17 protein-coding genes are annotated in these 21,669 nt (G+C 41.2%); 11 read left to right on the top strand and 6 right to left on the bottom strand.

Features of this window, described 5'->3' with window-relative positions; genetic code table 11:
* Positions 1-34 precede the first annotated feature (34 nt).
* The 8 genes from EXN75_RS04555 to EXN75_RS04520 all read left to right on the top strand — a co-directional run bounded on the left by EXN75_RS04555 (position 35) and on the right by EXN75_RS04520 (position 11,833).
* Positions 35-619 carry a DUF3575 domain-containing protein gene (locus EXN75_RS04555; protein WP_022109766.1) on the top strand — a complete coding sequence of 195 codons (585 nt, stop codon included), beginning with the start codon at positions 35-37 and terminating at the stop codon, positions 617-619.
* Positions 620-693: 74 nt separating this feature from the next.
* Complete coding sequence (locus tag EXN75_RS04550) at positions 694-2,121, top strand: DUF3868 domain-containing protein (protein WP_134842939.1); 1,428 nt, start codon at positions 694-696, stop codon at positions 2,119-2,121.
* 221 nt (positions 2,122-2,342) lie between these two features.
* On the top strand, positions 2,343-3,776 hold the full coding sequence (locus EXN75_RS04545) for an Mfa1 family fimbria major subunit (RefSeq protein WP_134842938.1): 1,434 nt from the start codon (positions 2,343-2,345) through the stop codon (positions 3,774-3,776).
* Between the two features lie 270 nt (positions 3,777-4,046).
* A complete protein-coding gene (locus EXN75_RS04540) occupies positions 4,047-5,189 on the top strand; it encodes a FimB/Mfa2 family fimbrial subunit (protein WP_134842937.1) in 1,143 nt (380 codons plus the stop codon).
* Between the two features lie 15 nt (positions 5,190-5,204).
* The gene (locus EXN75_RS04535; protein WP_134842936.1) at positions 5,205-6,878 is read left to right on the top strand and encodes a hypothetical protein; all 1,674 of its coding nucleotides are present in this window, start codon (positions 5,205-5,207) and stop codon (positions 6,876-6,878) included.
* A gap of 19 nt (positions 6,879-6,897) precedes the next feature.
* Positions 6,898-9,015, top strand: a complete 2,118-nt coding sequence (fimD, locus tag EXN75_RS04530; RefSeq protein ID WP_134842935.1) for a fimbrial tip adhesin FimD — start codon at positions 6,898-6,900, stop codon at positions 9,013-9,015.
* Between the two features lie 23 nt (positions 9,016-9,038).
* Positions 9,039-10,829, top strand: a complete 1,791-nt coding sequence (locus EXN75_RS04525; protein WP_134842934.1) for a hypothetical protein — start codon at positions 9,039-9,041, stop codon at positions 10,827-10,829.
* 209 nt (positions 10,830-11,038) lie between these two features.
* Complete coding sequence (locus EXN75_RS04520) at positions 11,039-11,833, top strand: DUF5106 domain-containing protein (RefSeq protein WP_134842933.1); 795 nt, start codon at positions 11,039-11,041, stop codon at positions 11,831-11,833.
* Positions 11,834-11,851: 18 nt separating this feature from the next.
* Here EXN75_RS04520 and EXN75_RS04515 read toward each other — a convergent pair whose 3' ends face one another.
* The 6 genes from EXN75_RS04515 to EXN75_RS04490 all read right to left on the bottom strand — a co-directional run bounded on the left by EXN75_RS04515 (position 11,852) and on the right by EXN75_RS04490 (position 17,219).
* Complete coding sequence (locus EXN75_RS04515; RefSeq protein WP_134842932.1) at positions 11,852-12,148, bottom strand: hypothetical protein; 297 nt, start codon at positions 12,146-12,148, stop codon at positions 11,852-11,854.
* Positions 12,149-12,208: 60 nt separating this feature from the next.
* Positions 12,209-12,784 (bottom strand): hypothetical protein, encoded by a 576-nt coding sequence (locus tag EXN75_RS04510; RefSeq protein WP_134842931.1) that lies wholly within the window; start codon positions 12,782-12,784, stop codon positions 12,209-12,211.
* A gap of 237 nt (positions 12,785-13,021) precedes the next feature.
* Positions 13,022-13,609, bottom strand: a complete 588-nt coding sequence (locus EXN75_RS04505; RefSeq protein ID WP_134842930.1) for a hypothetical protein — start codon at positions 13,607-13,609, stop codon at positions 13,022-13,024.
* 180 nt (positions 13,610-13,789) lie between these two features.
* Entirely contained in the window at positions 13,790-14,284 is a 495-nt protein-coding gene (locus tag EXN75_RS04500) for a hypothetical protein (protein WP_134842929.1), read from the bottom strand.
* 489 nt (positions 14,285-14,773) lie between these two features.
* A complete protein-coding gene (locus tag EXN75_RS04495) occupies positions 14,774-15,787 on the bottom strand; it encodes a class II fructose-bisphosphate aldolase (protein ID WP_118190424.1) in 1,014 nt (337 codons plus the stop codon).
* Between the two features lie 220 nt (positions 15,788-16,007).
* The gene (locus tag EXN75_RS04490) at positions 16,008-17,219 is read right to left on the bottom strand and encodes a sugar MFS transporter (RefSeq protein ID WP_022111366.1); all 1,212 of its coding nucleotides are present in this window, start codon (positions 17,217-17,219) and stop codon (positions 16,008-16,010) included.
* An 830-nt stretch (positions 17,220-18,049) separates the two neighbouring features.
* Between EXN75_RS04490 and EXN75_RS04485 the strand changes: the two genes are divergently transcribed.
* The 3 genes from EXN75_RS04485 to EXN75_RS18130 are packed head-to-tail and all read left to right on the top strand — an operon-like array spanning position 18,050 to position 21,058.
* A complete protein-coding gene (locus tag EXN75_RS04485) occupies positions 18,050-18,265 on the top strand; it encodes a helix-turn-helix transcriptional regulator (protein ID WP_022251786.1) in 216 nt (71 codons plus the stop codon).
* Entirely contained in the window at positions 18,262-19,863 is a 1,602-nt protein-coding gene (locus tag EXN75_RS04480) for an RNA-binding domain-containing protein (RefSeq protein WP_134842927.1), read from the top strand. Before EXN75_RS04485 ends, EXN75_RS04480 begins: the two co-directional genes overlap by 4 nt.
* A 7-nt stretch (positions 19,864-19,870) precedes the next feature.
* Positions 19,871-21,058 (top strand): AraC family transcriptional regulator, encoded by a 1,188-nt coding sequence (locus tag EXN75_RS18130; RefSeq protein ID WP_246031287.1) that lies wholly within the window; start codon positions 19,871-19,873, stop codon positions 21,056-21,058.
* Positions 21,059-21,669 lie beyond the last annotated feature (611 nt).

Here is a 21,669-nt window from a genome sequence, read left to right as displayed (position 1 = left end):
TAATTCTAAGAACAAAATCATAAAACATAAGATTATGAAGCAAAAGATGATTATAACAATGATTGCCTGCATAGGATTTTCCTATTCGGCAATAGCCCAAAAGGCAGCCATCAAGACCAACCTCTTGTATGATGCAACAACCACCTTCAATCTTGGAGTTGAGTTCAGCCTTGCACCGAAATGGACATTCGATCTGTCGGGAAATTATAATCCTTGGTCTTTCTCAGACAATAAGAAGTGGAAGCATTGGATCGTACAACCTGAAGCACGATATTGGTTCTGCAACAAGATGATGGGGCACTTCCTTGGTTTCCATGCCTTGGGTGGACAGTATAATATAGGTAATATTGATGCAGACTTCATGTTACTGGGAACAGATTTCTCCAAGTTGAAAGAACATCGCTTCGAGGGATGGATGATAGGAGCCGGAATCGCATACGGCTACACCTGGACACTCTCCAAGCACTGGAACTTGGAAGCAGAGTTGGGATTAGGGTACGTTTTCTCCAAGTATGACCAATACGAATGTGAGAAATGCGGCGAGAAAGTAGAAAGTGACAAGAGCCACCACTACGTAGGCCCTACCAAGGCAGCCATCAACCTGGTGTATGTCTTCTAAACGACATCAGCAAGGTAGTATTCTTATCATTTAGGCATTACATTGTTTCTATCATTTAGTAAAAGACTTCAATTATGAGAACATTTCATATCATCAAATTAAGCCTCGCAGCAGCAGTCATTCTGCTCTGTATGCCTGCCAAAGCACAGCAATTGGTAGGTGGAAAAGTGAGCCTTCTCAACAAGGAAGTGAAAAAAACAGGCAATAACGTTGCTGTCAATATGGATTTCAAGCTTGACAACCTTCAGGTGAAAAGCAATAAGGGAACCGTCATCATCCCGATGATCGTCAACCAGCAAGATACGCTCAAAATGCCTGCGGTGGAAATCATGGGACGCAAACGCTACATCTATTACCAGCGCAACAACAAGACTGCCACCCAAAATCCACTTATCGTTACCAGACGTAACAATAAGGAAGCCCAGACCATACATTATGCTTATACAACTCCATATCGCGAGTGGATGAACAACTCACAACTCGTTGTCGGACAAGATGTCTGCGGATGTAACCAAGCTATTGTAGAAAACGGTTTGTTCAGCCGCATCGGTGAAGCCCTGCCAGGACCAATGAAATTGCAATATGCATACGTGAGACCTAAGGCAGAACCTATCAAGAACCGACAGGAAAAGGGTACGGCACAACTCAATTTTCATATCAATAAAGCAATTATCAATACAAAACTAGGCAACAATCAAGCAGAATTAGACAAGATGCGCAAGACCATCGACCTGGTGAAGAACGACGCAGACGTACACATCACTTCGATTTCACTACATGGTTACGCCTCCCCAGACGGCAGCTATGCCAACAATGAGAAATTGGCTAAGAACCGTACTAAAGCCGTTTATGACTATCTGCGCAACCTCTATCCAGTGGAAATGAAACTGTTCAAGTTCTCCTCTACTGCAGAAGACTGGCAGGGAGTGCGTGACTACGTAGCCAAGAACAACATCCCGCAGAAGGCAACCGTGCTGAACATCCTCAACAGCAACATGGGACCAGACGAAATGGAAAGAGCGATTGCAGCCAAAGCAGGAGATGCACACAGATATCTCATCAACCAAGTATATCCACCTTTGCGCCGCACCGAATATGAAATCAATTACGACGTAAGACATTTCAATCTCGAAGAAGCTCGCAAGATTATCAAGACCCGTCCACAAAAGCTATCCCTCGAAGAGATGTATGCAGTAGCCAACAGTTACGAAAAGGGAAGCAAGGAATACAATGAGGTATTTGATATCGCCGTAAAGATGTTCCCAGAGGAAGAACTTGCTAATCTCAACGCAGCCTATACTGCCATCGATAGAGGCGATAAGGTAAGCGCAGAGAATTACTTGAAGAAGGCTGGAAATGGTCCGGAAGTGGACAACGCTAAAGGCGCACTTGCTGTTCTGAAGAATGATTATCAGACTGCCAAGACCTACTTCGAAAAAGCAGATAAGGCTGGTTTGAAGGAAGCCAAGATTAATCTTCAGGAACTTCTCAGAAGGATGTAATCAAAGGATGAATATCTATATATATAATGTATAGTAAAAGATGATTATTCAACAAAAGAGGATTTCATAAGTAAAAGATGACTCATAAATTGTAAAGAGAATTAAGTTTAAGAAGGTTTATAAAAAAAGCAAATAACTTTTGCTACAAAATATGCGAAACTTCTTTTTTAGAATTAATGTATAAGTAAAATAATTGTTTAACGTTTTAAGAACTTAAGATTATGAAGAAATTTAATCTATTCGCAATGAGTATGTTAGCGATAGCAGCATTCACATTCAACAGTTGCAGCACTGACGACACAATGTCTCCTACCACTGGTCAGGAAACAGTAGAGGGTTTCTATAACATGACTATCCAAGTAAAAGGTTCTGCTGGTGATGCTACCAGAACTACCCAATCTAACCCTGAGAACGGAACAGTAGAGGAAAGCACCATCACATCTGGTACCATCTATATCTATCAAGGTACAGAAAGAATCTTCAAGAAGACCGTAACGGCAAGTGACTGGAAGACAGCTCCTACCCAGACAACTGCTGGTGAGACCAAGCCTATCAAGGTGAGTGTAAACGACGTGAAAGAGAACACACCATACACCGTTTACTTCTTGGCAAACGCAGATTTAGACTATCCTCTCGCAGCCAATGCAGCATTTGCAGGATCAACAGTCGGAGGTGCAAACTATGCAAGCAACAACCATTTCGTAATGTTCAACCAGAACGACAAGAACAAGCAGGCAGATCACAGTACTGTTACCTTTACAGCAGACAATAAGAACGAGGCTACCCCTGCCATTGCTACCCAGATCTCTCTCGACCGAGTTGTAGCAAGAGTAGATGCTCCTACCGTAGATGTAACCAAGATTGAAAGAAAGCCAGAAACTACCACCAAGAACTTTGAGGATTATCTGGAAGGTGTAGTTTATGACACATACGCACTGTCAAACTTGAACAACAACTCTTACGTAGTGCAGAATTGGAACACAACAGGCAAGTGGACACTCAACGCGCTGATTGCAGAAACTGCTCCTTACTACAAGCCAACAACAGAGTACGGTACCAAGTATCAGGCTGCAGGTCTTGAGAATTTCACCACCAACGCCCGTACTCCTAAGAACTATATGTTTGAGAATACAACAACTGAAAAGGATGATGCAACATCAATCTACTTCTGCATCAAGGCCACATTGACAGAAAGTGCTAAGGCAAATGCAGACTTCGCAGATGGCACATTCTATCGCTATGACGGCAAGCTTTACACCCGTATCGCAGATTTGATGGCAGACGAGGAAGTAAGTAACCCATTCGGAGCGCTCACAGCAGCAGAAGTGGTAAATAATATTAAGGATGCACAGGGCAACTTGATCGAGGAAGGCGAAAAGTTAACAAACTTCCGCAAGGCCAACAACATCGAAGTTTACCGTGCAGGTAAGATGTACTACCGCTACACCATTGAGGACAACTACTACGTACGTGAAGGTTACTACTCAATTCTCCGCAACAGCATCTATCGCATGAATGTGAATGGTATCTACGACTTAGGTAAGGATGTTCCTAATGGACCAACTCCAGACGATATCCAGCCTAACTACTACATGAATGTAACAGTAGCTATCAACCCTTGGGTACTTAACTCTACTAATATTCAGTTGAAGTAACTATCATCAATCTTTCGGGGGCATTGCCTCCGAAAGATTTCCTCCAAAGAATCAAGAACGAAGCCTCCATAAGACAGTGATATAAAACTCACCCCCTACTACCTCCTCCATCCGAAAGATGGGACAACCCACAGAAAGATGGGATTACCCAGTGCTTCCAGTAAAGCACCCCAAAGACGAAATCAACGATGCCCTACCCTAAAAGCAGGGCACTCCAGATAACTCAAGAGAACTTTTCTAAGAATATTAACAATATAAAGATTTAACGATATGGCAAAATTCATCAACAACAACTGGTTTAAATTGGTATGTTTCTCAGCCATAGCACTAACCACAATGTCTTCTTGCATCAAGGAAGACATGGACGACTGCCCGCCTGCAATAAGTAAAGTGGCTCTCCAGTTCGACTATACATATAACGTGAAACAAGCTGACGCTTTCGCCGCTGAAGTTAAGAATATCAACGTTTATGCCTTTGATGAAAACGGCAAATTCTTTGACTCTTATATCGAAAGCCGAGAAAAGTTTGAAACTGGACACACGATGGAAATTACGGGTCTGAAGGATGGGAAATATACCTTCGTATGTCTGGCTCGCGACCGTCAGGTGATGTCAAGAGCAGAAGATGACGAGATGGAGTTCAGTTTTGCTTCTCTTACACCGGGCGTTTCTACCATTGACGACCTGACCGAAAGGATGGGTAAGGACAATGGCGAAGAAATCAAGAACGACAAGGAATTTGCAGCCTTATACACCGCAAAGACCCAGGTGGACTTCCAGCGGCTGAACCAAAATGGAAACGAAGGTACAGTAGTGACTTCTACACTCAGCTTAATGAAGTGTACCAAGACTTACCGCATCGTATTGCTCCCTTACGAGAACGATCAGGCGGATTTCAAACCTGAGAATTTCGACGTTCGCATCGAAGGTTCTTCAGCATGGCTCGATCACAAAGGAGAGAAAGTGAAGAACGAAAGAATCACCTACTTGCCATACAACATGGAGCGCAGAGCAAACTATGACGGTGCACATACCGAGGTGAATGAAGAACCTGTAGATCAGGCCTTGATTTACGATCTCTCATCTTCTCGTATGTTCGAAAGACAGAATGACAGACGTGTCGTAAGGGATGGTGACAAAAACAATTATGATGACAAGCGCATCATTATCACCGACCTGCGCGATAAGGATAATCCTATAGAATTATTCAATCATTCTCTCCCTTGGTTCCTTGCCCTTTGCGGTGAAAAGGTAAACCAGAATTGGGAAGACCAGGAGTATCTGGACCGTGAAGACCATTACGTTCTGATGTTCTACGTATCGGACAAGAGAGATTACAACATGATCACCAAGGTGAATGTCAATGGTTGGAATGTCAATATCAAAGATACAGAATTAGGTAATAATCAATAAAGAAAGGAGGACGCTATGAATGACTTCATTAAATTATACGAAAGAAGGAATCGAATCAAGACCTTCTTGATGGCACTCACGGCATTGCTACTCTCGCTTTTAGCCATCAGCGTCTTCACATCATGCGTCTATGACGATTATGGTCCTGGCACTGCCAATGACGACAGCGAGACCTATTTGAATCTCAGTTTTCTGACTTCCTCTCCTACCGAGTCAAGGGCGGCGATGAGTAGAGCTGATGACTTCGACAGCAACCCAGCCAATCCTGCTACGGAAAGCAGCATCCACAGCATCAGAGTTTGGGCTTTCAATTCCAACTCTACAGGTGATGATGCCATCGCAGTAAGCTATAGAGAAGAAATTCTCACCACTCCTGTCAACGGCGAAACTGCCGTAAAGACAGTAAGCATGAAAATTCCTCGCAAATCTGGAGGAAACGAACTTGAGAATCTCGACCTTTTCATTCTGGCAAATGCGGAAAGCATCAAGGGTATTTTCCCTGATAATACTGCCAACAAGATGTTGACTCGCAAGCAGTTGAAGGAAATGGTCATCAAGAGTCAGTTCGGCATCAACGGTGAAGGTAAAGCCCAGGCATCTGAAGTTCCTGCTACAGGACTTCCACTGTCAAGAGTCATCACCCATATCTCTGTAGCAGACCATGTGGCAGATACAGAAACTGCCGCTGCAGCCAAGAGCGTAATCATTCCGTTGGTAAGAGCCGTTTCTAAGTTGCACTTCTTCTTCGCAAGAAAGGCTGATGGAGGAACAGAAGAGGCATTGATCACCAAGATAGAATTGGACGAGGATATCATACCACAAGCCAGTTATGTCTTCCCTGATGCAACCACCTATGCATACCGCGAGACTGCCGGACTCATCTCCACCCAGTATAATGGAACTACCACTTACGTACACTCAAAGGTGATGCTCGGAGGAGTTTCCAACAGATACATTACCAGTGTTGCAGACCCAACAACTTTCCACAGAGGAAGCAGTGAAAAAGCAGCTGAATACATGACGCGTCTGGATGGAGCCAACTTCGTATCCCAGCACCGTACTTATCTCAGAGAGAGCAACCGACCTATCACAGGTAGAATTTATTTCAAACTGAGTGAGGACTCTCCAGAGCAAAGTACCACCTTCACAATACCTTCCAACATGAAGCCTGCAGCACGCAACCACGAGTTGGTAGTCTATGCATACTTCCTCGAAGGCGGCAAGTTGCAAATCAACCCTACCGTACTCGACTGGGAAGATGGCGGAAAGTACAACTATGTAGATAAGGTAGAAATCCATACCGTCGTAGAAGGCGATTATCAAACCCATGACGGAGGCATACAAGTAGCTTTCAATGAGCCTACCTGGGGACCGAAGATTACCTTCGAAAACATCTATACAGGTGGCAGGAAATGGATTCTCCAGAGCAACAATCCAGTCTTCGGATTTGTGATAGCGGGAGACGAAAGTGGAGAAATCAAGAACACCTTGGAAGGCAACGGCAACAAGGAAACCATCAGCTTCTATGTAGTGCCTAAGAAGATTCTTGATATGGCAAATCCACACAACTATCATGCAAATGTCTTCTTGACGATTGTTCCAAGCAACAAAGCACTCATCAACGTGGGTGAAGGCGAAGAAAAATTGCCAGGAACCTCTACGGAAATCAGTTTTGTTCAAGTGAAGTAACATTTAAAATGACACCATCATGAAGATCAATTATCAATATAACAGAACCTGGAAAGCAATGCTGACCTTCATCATGGGCGTACTCTTATCCGGGTGCGCTGGGGAAGATGCCTTCAACGATACGATCGGAATGGAAGAGAGCCTCAGCATTTATCCACAGGTGACTGATGCCAAGACAAGAGTTGCATCCGACATGAGCCTCAACGAGGCTAAGTTGGATAAACTCGATGTGAAAATCTTTGGTAAAGCCGACGCAACGCTCAAGTTGGGCAAGACGTTGCCAAGCATGACTCAAGGTACTACTGCCACTTTGGACCAGGGCAACTGGAAAGACAAGAACCAGCTGGTAGAAAATGAAACTTACCAGGTTGTTACCATTGCCAATGCCAAGGAATCACTGCAAGGCATCAATGTTCTGAGCGAATTAGCAGGAAAGACCCAGACGGATGCAGACATCTGGAAACCATACCAGACGAATACCAATCCTGGCAAGAATTTCCTGATGAGCAGCACGACCGATTATCTCGTAACAACAGCTGCCCGCCAAACCATTCAAACCAGTCTCTGCCGTGCAGCAGCTAAAATCCTGGTTAAGCTCAACATCAATGTGCCTGGATACACTGTTGGCAATCCAAGCTGGAATTTCCAGAACTACAATACTGCTACCACATTCTTCGGCGAGAACTCTGCCAAGACTTTGGGCAATATGAGTGGAGCTTACGAAAGTGCTATGGGTGAAAACGGAAACTTTACCATTACCACCTACAGCTATGCTACCAAATGGGACAATACGGAGCAGATGCCTAAGTTGATCGTGAAAGTACCGCTGACCAAGATTTCAGAAGATGCTGAAGGAGAAGGAGCCGTTGGCGAAACCACAGACAACTTCTATAGCATACCAGTACGTGACATCAACGAAACAGAGTTGAAACGCAACCATATCTATACCGTCAATGCCAACATTACCAATCGTGGCAGCAGTACTGAAATCGTCTATGGAACCCAGGCGGATATCCAATACGACGTGATGAAATGGACAGAAGGCGAAGAAACCGTTATCAATGCCGATAAGCATAGTTATCTCCTGGTTACCCCTACCTTCCATATCATGAGAAATGAGAAAGTGGATAACAAGACGATCCAATTCTATGCTTCCGATGCTTGTACTGTCCAAATAGACGAAGTTTATTATTACGACAAGAACGGCACGAAGAAGACGATTAAGCCAGGAAGTACTACTTATCCACAAATCAGTCTGAATTTCGCCAATGGTCATACTGAGAAGAAAGACCAGGGTATCGTCAATATCCAAGCTAAAGAATTTGTTCCGTTGACCGTAAAATACATCAAGTTTACCATATCCTGCGGTGAAGGAGAAAACAAGAAGACAGAACAGGTAACCATCAAGCAATATCCATTGGAGTACATACAGGCCATTGCAGGATGGTACTCTACCAAGAGTCTGGACGGATGGATTGATTGGCAAGAACATCAAAAAGCCCACAAAACCAGCAAGACATCATCTGATGATAACTTCACGGCAAAGGTTTATACCTATGGTAAGGTACAAGAAGGATGGGGTTGGTGGTCAGATATCATAGAAGGCACATATATTTGGGAATACCAAGATGAATATAAAGAAAATGCATACCAAGCCACTCTGAATAAAGCAAGAAAAGACCAATCCAACAACAACATGTATGTGGTTCAAATTACGCACACCAACGGAGACTATACGATTGGACATGTAAACAACATCAATCCGACCACAAAGCTGTCATCAGAAGACGTAGTATCACCTGCTTTTGCTCTGGCATCTCAGCTCGGGACCGTACTCAGTTTCAGCAAAGGAGTCAAAGCATCCAAGCACTGTGATGACTATGTAGAAGTAGGAACAGACGGAACCCGTTATGACAATTGGCGACTTCCTACGGAATCGGAAATCAAAGTGATTGTAAACTACCAATACAAATCTGGTCAGGATGTCGTAACAGAGGTCCTTAGAGGCTATTCATATTGGTCTTTGAGTGGAAACCTGGTAACAGCAAATCCGAAAGGTTCTGATGAAGGATTCGTACGCTGCGTCCGCGACCTTACACCTGAAGAGGTAACTGCATTAGAAAACAAGAAAGAATAAACCATCACAAAGGAGGCACTATTATGAAACATTTAAAATATTATATGAGTATGATTGCAGGACTGTTGGCTATGCTGACAGCCTGCACAAACGACATGGTTGAGAATGGTCCTTCTAAGCTTTGGGAAAAACAAGGAAACGAATATACCATTACCACTTATGTTGGTATTCCGAGCTATGAGGAGAACCAGACCATAACCAGAAGTCAGACATACGGTAATGAAGGTATTGACCGGGCAGAAGACATCCAGCTTTTCTGCTTCGACAAGGACGGTTTCTTCTTAGGACTTGCAAAAGATCTTACGCTTGAAACAACACCTAAAGGAGATATCCTGGAAAACGGCAGCAGCAATCCGAAAGGCATCAAGGCTACAATACCAAATTCTACCGCAAGAATCCACTTTGTTGCCAATGCTACGTTGGACATCACCCAATCTCCTAAATGGATCGGAATGCATGAGAATATGCTCATGACTTCATTCGAATCAAGCGCTGGAGAAGATCAGTCTCAAAAAATCGTCTATTGGGGATATGTCAAGAAAAATACGCCGGAGGAGATGAAAGCTTTCCTCAATGGTGGAGCCGACAAGCCTGTGATACATCTCATCAGAGACAGAGCCAAGGTGAAGGTTGAACTGGAAGACGAGGTGGCTAACGAAATTAAAAAGGTGATAGTATCTATCTACGACGGTCAGGAACACGGTACGATTGCTCCATTCAAGACAGACCTCACCTTCCCTGACACCCATGAGATGGCAGTATGGAACCCTGATTATATCACTCCTACCAAAGACCAGAAGACATACCAGGGTTCTGAGGGACAGATGGAGAATATCGCCTATACCTTTGAGAATCGCAATGATGCCAGCAAACCGCTGAAGGTTATTCTCTGGGCAACTTACAAGAACGGTACCCACAAACGTTTCCACGTACTTTTGCAGGACAAGGACAACCAGCTCTACCGCATCAAGCGAAACCACATCTATAAGATTAAGGTGAAGAAACTGGATGCTTCATTGGGCTATGACAGCTTTGATGCAGCCGTAAATGGAACACCAGCCAACAACCCTTGGATTGTAGTAGAAGACATTGTACCAGAAGTTTCTGACGGAAAATATACCCTCAGTATCACAAATGGCACCTATATTCTCTTGAACGAGGGAGCTACTGCAGCACAAAGTATTTCCTTCAAGTATGCTGGCGATACCGACATTACCGCAAATGACTTTGAAGCAATTTGGATGAAGAATACCAATTGTGCTATCAATGAGACTCCTGTCATTACATTCAATAATGGCGAAGGAAGCATTCATTATACATTGAGCACCATTGATAATTCCATGAAGGAAGGAATCATCCGACTGTTGGACAAGAAGCATGGTCTGAGCAGGAATATCCACATCTATACCATCAAGAATATGGAATATGAGTTTGAGTTCCCTGCTACGATGGGTAAGGATATCAGCGCCACAGCACAACTGAAATTCAAGATTCCGGCTAACTATCCGAAGGAATTGCTTCCAATAGAAATCAAAATCGCTTCTAATGATATCAATCCGCAGAATTGCGGTATAGAAGTTGGTTCTACTGCGGAAGTAGATGGAGGAAAAGGATGGAACAACTGGTTTGTTGTGAAATATGAATCTGCCAGCGTAGTGGGTACGACACAGACCATTACCATCAAGAACATGAGAGTCAACACATCCGGTACTCCGGGTAAGTTCTATGTGAAAGCCAGCTACTACAACGGAGGCTATATAAACGCAGCAAACGTGAAGACAAAGGCTAAAGAAATTACTTTTACATATAGATAAAAACAACGGATTTTACAGAATCATTAAATATCATTTACTTTTACTAAGAACACCAAATAGCGAAAACTATTTAAACTGGTCGTCGGAGATATAGTTGCCGAGTTGAACTCACCTTCTATAGCTCCACGACATTCATTTTTTGAAAAACTGCACATTTTTGTTGCCTTTTTCAGATTTATTATTTAACTTTGCAAAAAAAGAATTGGCTTATGAGATATCGAATTATTATTATCACCGCATTGGTGTTCTCATTGAACATTCTGCAAGCTATCGGACAAAACCGCTCGTTTGTCTATCCTGTGATGCCCGACTCTCTCAAATCCGTAGAACAACGGCTCAATTATCTGGGTCTCCATTATTGGGACAATTTTGACTTCAAGGATACCTTGCAACTTAGCAATGCCAATATCTCAGAACAAGGATTTGTCAATTTCATCGATCTCATTCCTCATTTTACTCCAACTACCGCAGAGCAGAGTGTGCATATCTTTGCTTCAAAAGCTTTTGGGAGCCAGAAGAGTAAAGACAAATTCGAGAGCCTCATCGAACACTATCTGGGTAATCCGAAGTCGCCTATGAGGAACGACAAGGTGTATCTTCTTTTCCTCAACGAAATGGAGAAATCAACAGGCTTTGATGAAACAGAAAAGGAGAGGATCGCCTTTAAGATAAAAACGAGGAACAAGAACCTGCCTGGTGACAATGCCCTTGATTTTGTGTTTACTGACAAGAACGGGAATCAACATCAACTGAGTGACTACAAAGACAGAAAGGTCATCCTTTACTTCTATGACCCAGACTGTGACAACTGCCACAGAATCTCGGCTTGGCTTGACAAGCAGACCATCCCTGCAGATTACACTTTTCTATCCATATATGCCGACACACGCATCAGCGACAGCTATAGCCTGGAAGCCATGCCTACCATTTATTTACTTGACAAGGGGAACAAAGTAATCTTAAAAGACTGTTCTCCTGAAGTTCTTATGCAGGTTATCAACTAAGAAAATCGAGCCAATTCTTTAATTATATCTGTTTAACCAAGGAAGAACAGGAAAATACCAAACACATATTGTATCTCCTTCATGAACATTCTTATAAGTACTTCCTCTGTACTTTTTCTGGTCAACAATAAACTCATAACGTGCAAGGCTCCTACCTTTAGTATCGTTACTCATTCCGTAAACAACAGCATCTACTGGCATCCCATATTTTTCATAAATATATGGAATGCCAAACTTGCCACACAGGAAAAATCCGATACAAATTACAAACATAACAAAGTTTACTTTTACCAATCCAAAACTTCTTTTTTTCATAATAAAAACTGTTTACCTGAAGTTCTTATGCAGGTTATCAACTAAGAACCTGCATATAAATCATTCTACCCAAAAATCAACATTATCGGCATATCTCAGCCCAAAGAAGCCTCTCTTAATGTTCATAATGCATTTTGTTCCAAGAGGTTTTGTTTCTTTGTATGTATCATACCAGAAAGAAATATCTTCATTATCTAATTTTATCTTTACGTAATTTTTCCTTGAACTAGTAGACTTATTTATTTTAATTGATGCCAAATCTATTACAACACCATATTTTTCCTTTACAAGAATCGTTGAGGGTAAATATTTATTTGGCAAAAGTATCAATGCTGGTATTAAAATAAAACATAGCGATGTTTTCAAAAGATATGTCCCCCAAACATCCCAAAAGCCCTCAGAAGTTTTTCTCAAAAAGATCTTTATTAACGCCAATAATATTGAAACAAAATTTACCCCGATTATATCATACATCCATGGGACACATATCGGTAATAAAGTATAACTATGCTGCACTAATACTTCAAGATATACTACTAAAGCTATAACAGCCATCAACAATATAAATTCAACCCAAAAAGGCGCCTTATTAAACAAGCTATAAATTGCCTGCAATTTTCTTTTATCCTTTAGCATTATCATTCTACCAGGAAATCAACATTTTCAACAAACCTCTATCCGAAATTTGTATTGTGCAACAAAAGTACAAATAAAAAATGAAATAGAATAACTTTTTTAGAGAAATATCAGCAATTTATATAGTTTGAAGCCATGCCTTCCATATATTTACTTGACAAGGGGAACAAAGTAATCTTAAAAGACTGTTCTCCTGAAGTTCTTATGCAGGTTATCAACTAAGAGCCTGCATATAACTCATTCTACCAAAAAATCAACATTATCGGCATATCTCAGCCCAAAAAAGCCTCTCTTAATGTTCATAATGCATTTTGTTCCAAGAGGTTTTGTTTCTTTGTATGTATCATACCAGAAAGAAATATCTTCATTATCTAATTTAATCTTTACATAATTCTTTTTGGAAGTAGGAGTCTTATTTCCACTAACAGCCGTTAGGTCTATCACTTTGCCATATTCTTCCTTAAAAGAACTTGTTGATGACAAATACTTGTTTGGCAAAAAGACCAAAGCTGGTATTAGAATAAAGCACAAAGAAACCTTTACGAAACACACACACGAAATATCCGAAAAGCCATCCGAAGACTTTCCTAAATATTTTTTTATTAATGCACACAGCCCTGAAAAAGTAATCATCCATATTTTATCATACATCCATGGGATACATATTGGTAATAAAGTATAACTATGCTGTACCAACAGTTCTATATATACTATCAATACAAAAACAGGTGCCCATAATATAAAATCAAACCCAAAAGGTCTTTCTGCTCTTGGCTTTTTAAACAAGCTATAAATTGCCTGCAATTTTCTTTTATCCTTTAGCATTATCATTCTACCAGGAAATCAACATTATCAACAAACCTCTATCCGAAATTTGTATTATGCGACAAAAGTACAAATAAAAAATGAAATAGAATAACTTTTTTAGAGAAATATTAGTTTTGTAGTAACTTTACTAACTTATTATATAATAAATAAAATTTAAACTGGTCGTCGGAAATACAATTATTGGTTCTTGGCCTTAGATGAATCGTAAGACATCTGGAACTCTGCTCTCACATTCTGGTTGCGCATGACAACAATCGTATAGTTACCATCTTTCAGCGTACCTACTGTAGTATTCAGAGTATAGTAGCCATAGTTGCCAGACACTCCATAGTCAGCATTCTCTGTGACAATCAACTTGTTGCCCACCAAAGTTGTTTCCATCTTAATGCTTACAGCATCATCAAAAACAACATTCTTGTGAGTCAGCATCAACTTTCCACCTGGCAGAATCTTGCAGACAAGCTTCTCTTCCATTTCAGCGCTGTTGCTACCATCCTGTAGGATAGGTGTACTTGCAGACTGTGTGTAACTCAACATTGAGAACGAAGGCATGAATGTAGTGGTCTGTTGACCAAGCATTCCATCGTTTACTCCATCATCACTTGCACTGCAGCTTACAAAGCCCAATGCCATTGCCAATACCAAAATCGGCATCATTAAAAATTTTCTCATAATCTAATATCATTTACTTGTATTCTATTTATTGCTTGTTTATTTTTGTTTAATCATTATATATTGTCTTTAGTTACTTTACACTTATGTTTTTAGTTAAATTGCGTTACTCTAAACGCAGCCTCATCTTCTACTAGTACATGATATTATATAAGAATAAAAGCATACTTGCCCAAGCAAAGTATTTCTTTCGGGTGCAAAAATATGAAATCTTTCTTGAAGAATAAGAGCGAATGCCGTTAAACTATACTAACGGATATTAATATAGCTTATAACAAACTGATTTAAAACAAAAAGTACACCTTTTTAAAACAAAAGACCACCATCAGCATTTCTCGCAATCTTGAACTTTTAAGAAAATAGCCTGCCAATATAGGGTGGCAACCTATTAAGAATACAGTCAGCCTATCAAGAGTCAGCCTATAAAAAGCAAAAAGAGTGGAACCCTTTCGGATTCCACTCTCATATCTTAGATTGAAAAATCTCGAATTAGTCGAGGTTAGCCAACTTGTTGTCAGAATGAAGAACATCCTTGATCTTGTGGCTATAGAGATCAACCATGTACTCACGAGCCTTACCGCAGTACTGACGTGGGTCGAAGTACTCTGGGTGAAGAGCCAATGTCTCACGAACACCTGCTGTGAAAGCAAGACGAGAGTCAGAGTCGATATTGATCTTGCAAACAGCGCTCTCAGAAGCCTTAGTCAACTGCTCCTCTGGGATACCAACTGCATCTGGCAACTTACCACCGAACTTGTTGATGATATCAACATACTCCTGAGGAACTGAAGAAGAACCGTGGAGAACGATAGGGAAACCAGGAAGCTGCTCCTCAACTGCTGCCAATACGTCGAATGCCAATGGAGGAGGAACGAGGTGACCAGTCTTAGGGTCACGTGTGCACTGCTCTGGCTTGAACTTGTAAGCACCGTGAGATGTACCGATAGAGATAGCCAATGAATCAACACCTGTACGTGTAGCGAAATCAACAACCTCCTCAGGCTTTGTATAGTGAGACTCCTCTGCAACTACGTCATCCTCAACACCAGCGAGGACACCGAGCTCACCCTCTACAGTTACACCGAACTGATGAGCGTAGTCAACAACCTTCTTTGTCAATGCAATGTTCTCCTCGTATGGAAGTGCAGAACCGTCGATCATTACAGAAGAGAAGCCGAAATCTACACAGCTCTTACATGTCTCGAAGCTATCACCGTGATCGAGGTGGAGAACGATCTCAGGATGGTTGCAACCCAACTCCTTTGCATACTCTACAGCACCCTCTGCCAAGTAACGGAGCAAAGTAGGGTTAGCATACTTACGAGCACCCTTAGATACCTGGAGGATAACTGGTGACTTCAAGTTAGAAGAAGCCTGGATGATAGCCTGCAACTGCTCCAAGTTGTTGAAGTTGAAAGCAGGAACGGCCCAACCGCCCTTGATAGCTCTTGCAAACATTTCCTTAGTGTTCACAAGACCGATTTTCTTGTAATCTACTGCCATAATATTTAATTTATTATTTTAATGAAACATTCTTCTATACTATATTAATAAGGTAAAGCACTCTTACCAAACACTTTCCTTAAACGAGTGCAAATTTACTTTTTTCTTTTGACACGGCAAAATGTTAACTTGCTTTTTCGTATTTCAAACGAGTTAAAAAAGTTAATTCTTACTTTTTGATGCGAATTTTCTAATGTTTTGCTAAATACAGATAGCAATTTTAGCTCTTTTGAGCAATTTTGTATTCACGAACTGCAAAAGCTAATACTATTACAAAACTGATAAAAGGTACGATAAATGGCAAAGTAACATGAGTAGTGTCGGCTATCAGACCCATCAGCAGGAAGCCACAGCCACCTATCGGGGTCATCATCAGCAAGGAAGATGCTGATTTGGTAAGATTGCCCAAACCCGTCAAAGCAATGGCAAATATCGTAGGAAACATAATCGCTTCAAAAAGATAGTTGCCTACCAATGCGACTAAGGAAACAACCCCTAAATCACAAAGCACCAAACCGATACAGACAACACTACCAGCTGCACAGATGAGCAACATCGTAGTGGCAGCCACCCGGCGCATAATCCAACTGCCTAAGAAACGTCCCACCATAAAGAATCCCAAAGCTACAGTCAGCACCAGGGATGCAGTACGGTCATCCATCCAGCGCATTCCTGTCACGAAATTGATGAAATAGGAATTGATGGAAATTTCTGCAATCTCATAGCATAAAAGTGCCAACAGACCGAAGACAAACATACCATGATGCGCAAAGAGTTTGCCGATATTACTACCCTTAGCCTCATCCTCGGCAGTTACTTCATGCTTTATTTCTGGCAAATGAACACGCGAAAAGACGAGCGCTATCAATAGCACGAGAATACCCAATATGGTATAAGGCACCACGACATTACCGCCTTCTTCTGTATTATTGAACAGAAACTGACCGACGCAAAAGGTAGCGAAAAGACTTCCTAAACCATTAAATGACTGCGAAAGATTCAGACGACTCGTTGCCGTCTCCTTGGCTCCCAATTCTGTAACATACGGATTGGCAGCCGTCTCAAGAAAGACAAGACCACAACCGATGATAAACAAACATAGCAGAAAAGCAGAAAAACTGCCCATCGCTGCGCCAGGAATGAACAGCAAGGAACCTGCTCCGAAAAGAATCAATCCGAATACGACTCCACGGCGATACCCATACCTATTAATAAAGATACCTGCCGGAATCGCCATCAGGAAATAACCCAAATAAGTGGTTACCTGAATCAGCGAAGAATGCGTAATACTAATATGCAAAGCATTCTGGAAATGCTTGTTGAGCACATCCAAAATGGCACGAGCGAAGCCCCACAAGAAGAAGAGCGACGTGATTAATACAAAAGGTACGAAATACTTTCTGTCTGTAATTTTCTTTTGTTCTGTTGACATTATTTTTAATTTTAATCTTTTTCATCATATTACCTATCAGCTGCCAATGCACGAGATCCTTACTTTGGAAGATAGATTTTGTCTATTCATAAGGCATTCATTTTAATTGGGAGTTAAAATCGGGAACAAAGGTAAGGTCTTTTGGTGAGAATTCCAAACTTTCTCACCACTTTTTATTGCTTATACTAAATAGAAATGTTTTTGAGCCTAACAGAAATCTCCGTTCAAAGACGTTGAATGTCGGTTCAAAGACGTTGAACGGCGGTTCAAAGACGCTGAATGTCGGTTCAAAGACGTTGAACGAAGAACTTATAGAGGAGCAAGAACATTTAATTTGTGGTTTAACAGTTTTTCATCAGTCTATATGCTTTATCGGATTACCAACACAGTAAACATTCTCTGTTAACAAATATAACTCGCTCTAAACTTGTCTTTAATTGAATATCAAGAAGTTGGGCGTTTACCTACATCTTATAGGTAACAATATGGAAATGAGCGGACTGCTCATTTCTGTATTTTGCAATATGCAAAGAACACTCCTTTTACAAGTGCAAAGTTAAAACTAAATTCTTAAAAACAAACTTTTCTGCTTTCATTTTAGGATTATTTATGAATCGGTTTATGTAGCACCCCAAATACCTTTAAGTATAACTTGCTTTGTACCTTTATGTTGCTTTGATGAGATAAGAACATTCAAAGTAAAGCCTATTACAATAATGCGAAATTTTCAATTATTTACGATTTCTGTAATTTTTTTGAGAATATTACACCTCTATTTAAAATTATTATTGTACTTTTGCAAGTGTATTTACCGATTTTATATATATAGTATGGCAAAGAAAGATGTAAACAGATTGAAGATTATGTTGGCAGTAACCAAGCGCTCAAACAAGTGGTTGGCAGAAATGTTGGGTAAAGACCAAGCAACCATTTCCAAATGGTGCACCAACACTTGCCAACCAGACTTGGAAACCTTAATACGGATTTCTGATTTGCTAAAAGTGGATGTAAACGATTTGTTGAACAAAGAATGTATCAAAGAATGATGGACGATATATTGAAACAGATAAACGCTGGCGAGGTATCGGGGGTGCAGTTCAAGGAACGCATTCTCGACAAATATGATATTGCCTGTGAGTTAGTGGCGTTCAGTAATTCACATGGTGGCAAATTGGTAGTTGGTATAAAGGATAAGACCGGAGAAACCAATGCCTTGTCGTATTCTGAGGTACAAGAAACAACCAACTTGTTGAGTGACATTGCTTCAGAAAACGTAGTGCCATCCATTCTGATAAAGATAGATACTGTTGAAGTCGAGGATGGCTACTTGGTTGTTGCTACTGTGAAGGAAGGACTCAACAAGCCTTATCATGACAACAAGGGAATTGTATGGGTGAAGAATGGTGCCGACAAGCGTAAAGTGTTCGATAATGCAGAACTTGCAGAAATGATGACCGACTGCGGTAGTTTTGCTCCAGACGAGGCTGGTGTTAGGGATGCAACTGTCAACGATCTTGATGCAACGACCATCAAGCAGTTTCTTGGCAACCGTTTTGATAGAGTGTTGGAAAAGAAAGGCTTGACAGGTGACGCTTTTAATGAAGCATCACTTGATATGATATGCTCTGCCATAGCTAAGGGGCATGACTGTGAGAAGATACTTCGCAATCTGCGATTTATCCGTCCTGATGGTTCACTGACTGTTGCTGCCATGCTTCTGTTTGGCAAATACACCCAACGCTGGATGCCAATGATGACAGCCAAGTGCATCTGTTTTGCTGGCAACAGCATCGGCAGCAAGGTCTTCCGTGACAAGGTGAATGATGCAGATATGGAGGGAAATCTGCTTCATCAGTATGACACTATCATGGATTTCTTCACTCGTAATCTGCATAATGTGCAGGTGGGAGATGAATTCAACAGCATGGGTAAGTTGGAAATACCTTATACCAGTTTGGTTGAGTTCACAGTAAACAGCCTTGTACATCGCTCGTTGAACATGAAAGCCCCTGTTCGCATTTTCATTTTCGACAATCGTGTTGAGATTCACAGTCCTGGTGCATTGCCTAATGGACTTACTATTGAGGATATCAAGGCAGGAACTTCCATGCCTCGCAATATGTTCCTTTTTAACAATGCTATATACTTGCTGCCATACACTGGTGTAGGTAGCGGCATCACTCGTGCTCTGGATGAAGACATCAATGTCACATTTATGAATAATAACAAGGCACAGGAATTTGTCATCACGGTTTGGAGAGGAGAAAGTAACCAAGTCGGTAACGAAGTCCATGAAAAAAGTACCCAAGTCGAAGACCATGACACTGGACTTAGACACTCTGACACTGACTTAGCCACCGACCATGACACTTTTGCCGAAGACCATGACACTATACATAGTTACCATGACACTAACCATGACACTAAAAGAGTGCCATTGACGAATAAACAGAAGGATGTAGTAAACTTCTGTAGCGTGCCAAGAACAAGTAGGGAAATTTTGGAAAGAGCCGGTGTTGTCTATCATACAAAAAATATAGCCAAATACATCACCTCCCTTGTTGCAGCAGGATATTTGCAGATGACTAATCCAGATAATCCTACAGCAAGTAATCAAAAATACAAGAAAGTAAACAAAAGATAAGAAGCGTATGGATTCATTATTTCTACTTCAGTTTGCATGTTTTATATTCATGCTCATCAATGCCTTCATCGTAGCACTCTCTCATCTGCATGTAAGATGGGAGAACAAGCGGTATGAGCGTTCTCGATGGATGATCGTTGCTGCCCTGATAGGACTGGCGATACAATATGTGCTGCAGATGACTTTCGGGTTCCGTGCTATGCACGATAATCTGGGGGCGGTCATCAACATCCTCCTCTATACCCCCTGCTTCTCGCTTATCTCCATAGGAATCTACAACATAGAAACCACCCGTGCTAACCTCAGAAAGATGATACTGATGTGTAGTGGCATTTATGCTGCCATCATTGTGGCCTTTTGCGTGGGTATCAGTCTTCATCATAGCCTGTATATCAGAGAGGGGCTTTATCTGATGCTGACTCTGTTTTGCATAAGTGTTTTCTATTGCATATACATGATTATTCAGGAGATGATTAGGCGTAAAAATATGTTGGAGACAATGGCTGCAACGGATTTGTTGCCTTACGTAAGATATTCGCGTGCCAGTGTAATCATTCTATGGCTTGCAGTTCTTGCTATGCCAGTTGCCATCTGTTCTACCACCTTATTATATATAGTAGGTCCAGCCGTATTGCTTGCCTTGCTGTTCTTCAATCTTACATTTATTGCTCTCGGCAGCAGTTATATCCCTACCGAAGAACTCTTGGATAAAGAAGTGGAAAACGATGCCTTGGTGGGAACAAAATATAGGTATGGGGGGGCACTTTCTGCTAAACAGCAGACCTCTGCTGATAGCAGAACAGAATCTTTACAACCACTTTCCGATGAGCGCAGAGATTTCATCCAGAAAAGTCTTGATGCATGGTGTGCGAATTTAGGATATAAGGACAGTACTGTGAATATGCTTACCCTCTCTCGCACACTTTGTATCTCCAAGGATGAGTTATCTGTATTCTTCGACCAGTATCTGAAAACTACATTCAGAATATGGCTTGGTGATATACGTTTCACTGCGGCAAAGAAGATGATGTTGGAATTTCCAGACTATAGTAATGACATTATTTCTGCCGAGTGTGGCTTCTCTGCCCGTACCTATCTGTACCGGATATTCAAGTCAAAGGAAGGTTGTACGCCTACCGAATGGCGAGAAGAACAAGTTGCAAATGCAGCACCAGATGATAAAAAACAGGATTAACCATTTTTCAATAAATATCAGAAAAACGCATAATAAAAGGGAAAAAATCGTTAAAATGGGTGTCTACTTCCTACGAAGTAGACACCTAAAACATAGGAAGTAGACACATTGACAGGGGAATGCGCCACCTTTTTTTGATGAAAAACACTATCTTTGTGCCATGAAAGAAACAATAGAAACTATACCAAGGATAGAATTAGCCCTGATCATCATCGGGGTGTTTGTACTCATATTAGGTATTATCTTGGGATATGCCATGATACATGAGTACAGGATATATCTTGATGATCACTATAAGGCTCGCTATAGCTTTCGTGACTTCATCAAGAGGGAACGCTTTTATATATATTTGTTCTTTGCATCCATATTTATCTTCCTAACAAATCTCTTGTATTTTCTGGAGTGAGTTTCGGATAGAATGGATGAATTAGCTTTATGGTGGATACTTGTCCTGTAATTGGAGATAGATCTTTATTTTTACGGTAACCTTAATTCCGCAACACTATAGTTTAACATTATTTATAAGTGCCTGAGCAACAAAAAGTTGCCCAGGATTTTGCCATGTCAGAATTTTCACTTACCTTAGTGTTGCGAAAAGAAGACAAGCAAAA

Source organism: Segatella hominis (assembly GCF_004535825.1).
In the GTDB taxonomy this organism is placed as follows: domain Bacteria; phylum Bacteroidota; class Bacteroidia; order Bacteroidales; family Bacteroidaceae; genus Prevotella; species Prevotella hominis.
Note: the sequence above shows the minus strand (reverse complement) of the source record. Positions and strands in the feature narration are given on the sequence as shown.